The following is a 464-nucleotide window of genomic DNA, read 5'->3' on the forward strand; positions in this document are numbered from 1 at the left end:
CTATTAGTTTATTTGTAGGAGGTATAAAATGGATTTTAAGAATGATGGAGTTATAGGCAATTTACCTAAGAATATAAATAAAGAAGTTCCAACTCCAAATGCTGATGCAAAAAGAATAACTAAGCTTGTAAAGCATTCTGGTGATGTTGTTGGATATGAATTATCAAATGGTCAAAGGGTAAGTAAGGATGAAGGAATACAAATGGCTAAGATGGGAGAAATAGCAGGTGTTGCTGTTGCTACTAAGAAAGGACATGAATATTTAAGAAGTTTACCTGATGATGATGAAAGTAACAATTTAGGTAATTTACCTAGTATAACTGATTAATGAAATATATATTTAATAGAAGTTATAATACCATCAAAGTGCAAGGAAGAAGTATATACTGATTATGTAAGAATAATAAAATAAATATCTATATATTAATGAACTATAAAATAAAAGGTATAGCCTATGCTATACT

1 protein-coding gene is annotated in these 464 nt (G+C 28.2%); it reads left to right on the top strand.

The genetic code is table 11. The annotated features are described in order from the left end of the window. Window positions 1–28 precede the first annotated feature (28 nt). Window positions 29–328, top strand: coding sequence for a DUF3892 domain-containing protein (locus tag G3997_RS03505; RefSeq protein ID WP_296648176.1), 300 nt, complete (start codon window positions 29–31; stop codon window positions 326–328). Window positions 329–464: the final 136 nt, after the last annotated feature.

Source organism: Romboutsia sp. 13368, from assembly GCF_018336475.1.
GTDB lineage: Bacteria > Bacillota > Clostridia > Peptostreptococcales > Peptostreptococcaceae > Romboutsia.

Bases quoted from the DNA above. Each gene is read 5' to 3' on its own strand.
- G3997_RS03505 (WP_296648176.1), top strand. From the start codon at position 29: ATGGATTTTAAGAATGATGGAGTTATAGGCAATTTACCTAAGAATATA.